Origin of the sequence: Flagellimonas alvinocaridis (genome assembly GCF_004916895.1) — a bacterium.
Lineage (GTDB): Bacteria > Bacteroidota > Bacteroidia > Flavobacteriales > Flavobacteriaceae > Flagellimonas > Flagellimonas alvinocaridis.
This window is the reverse complement of record NZ_SNTZ01000029.1, coordinates 1-1,670: the sequence shown is the minus strand read 5'-3', so window position 1 is coordinate 1,670 and position 1,670 is coordinate 1. Positions and strand designations below refer to the sequence as shown.

Sequence of the window (1,670 nt, the reverse complement as noted above, 5' to 3'; positions counted from 1 at the left end):
GTCGGGTCCGTCACATTGGTGATCGAGGTACCCGCGCTGTTGCCCTCTCCCAGCACGCTCGCCAAATTTTGTATCTCGTTGGTGATGCTGCCGTCCACTTCGGTGAAGGTGCTGTTCACGATATAGGGGTCGCCRGTGGTGCCTGTGCCGCTCACACTGATGTCCGTACCGGCGTTGACTATGGTCTCAGATCCATCGGCCGCGTTGGCCGTGATCTGTGTGTCAACATAGTTCTTCGTGGCSGCGTCCTGCGCGTTGGTCGGGTCCGTCACGTTCGTTATGGATGTGCCCGCGCTGTTGCCCTCGGAAAGCACTTCCGATAAGGTCTGGTCGTCCGTATCCACAGTATGGCTCAAATCAGATATCTGACTTTCAGTAATTGTTATGTTAGCTTCATTGATATCAATGTCAATCTCATCATTAGCAACATCATCCGTTATCGTAATTTTATTAGACCCCGCATTAATATTTTTAAATTCAAGATCAGCACCGGTCTTCCTCGCAAATGTTCCAACTCCTCCAGTTCCAACATTTGAAGCTGTATTTGTTTGACCAGAAGTCGCTGCAAAAGCATCAACTTCTGCTTTTAGTTCTTCTATTACATTCTGAACGTTCCCAGAAGTCAATGTTGTTGTACTTGGGTCATATGGGATGTCAATAGCTTCTTGTGACTCCACAAAGGTGCTGTTCACGATATAGGGGTCGCCTGTGGTGCCTGTGCCGCTCACACTGATGTCCGTACCGGCGTTGACAATGGTCTCCGAACCATCGGCCGCGTTGGCCGTGATCTGCGTGTCAACATAGTTCTTCGTGGCCGCGTCCTGCGCATTGGTCGGGTCCGTAACGTTCGTTATGGATGTGCCCGCGCTGTTGCCCTCGGAGAGTACCTCCGATAAGGTCTGGTCGTCACTGCCTATGTCTGCCAAGGGTACCTGAAGGGTACCGTTGCTGTCCTCTATCTCTAGGTTCGCCCCACTTACCTCGAAGCGGGTATTGATCTCATTGGTCACGCTGCCGTCCACTTCGGTGAAGGTGCTGTTCACGATATAGGGGTCGCCAGTGGTGCCTGTGCCGCTCACACTGATGTCCGTGCCGGCGTTCACGATGGTCTCCGAGCCATCGGCCGCGTTGGCCGTGATCTGTGTGTCCACGTAGTTCTTCGTGGCCGCATCCTGGGCATTGGTCGGGTCCGTCACATTGGTGATCGAGGTCCCCGCGCTGTTGCCCTCGGAGAGCACCTCCGACAAGGTCTGGTCGTCGCTGCCCAAGTTGGCCAAAGGTACCTGTAGTGTACCGTTGCTGTCCTCTATCTCTAGGTTCGCCCCACTCACCTCGAAGCGGGTATTGATCTCATTGGTCACGCTGCCGTCCACTTCGGTGAAGGTGCTGTTCACCACATAGGGGTCGCCAGTGGTACCTGTGCCGCTCACACTGATGTCCGTGCCGGCGTTCACGATGGTCTCCGAGCCATCGGCCGTGTTGGCCGTGATCTGTGTGTCCACGTAGTTCTTCGTGGCGGCGTCCTGCGCGTTCGTCGGGTCCGTCACATTGGTGATCGAGGTACCCGCGCTGTTGCCCTCTCCCAGCACGCTCGCCAAATTTTGTATCTCGTTGGTGATGCTGCCGTCCACTTCGGTGAAGGTGCTGTTCACGATATAGGGGTCGCCGGT

The 1,670-nt window shown here is 55.0% G+C and carries 1 protein-coding gene; it reads right to left on the bottom strand.

Annotated elements, in window-relative coordinates:
* Positions 1 to 1,670: beta strand repeat-containing protein (locus tag EZV76_RS17125; RefSeq protein ID WP_161594439.1), on the bottom strand; the 1,670-nt coding region annotated here is incomplete at both ends.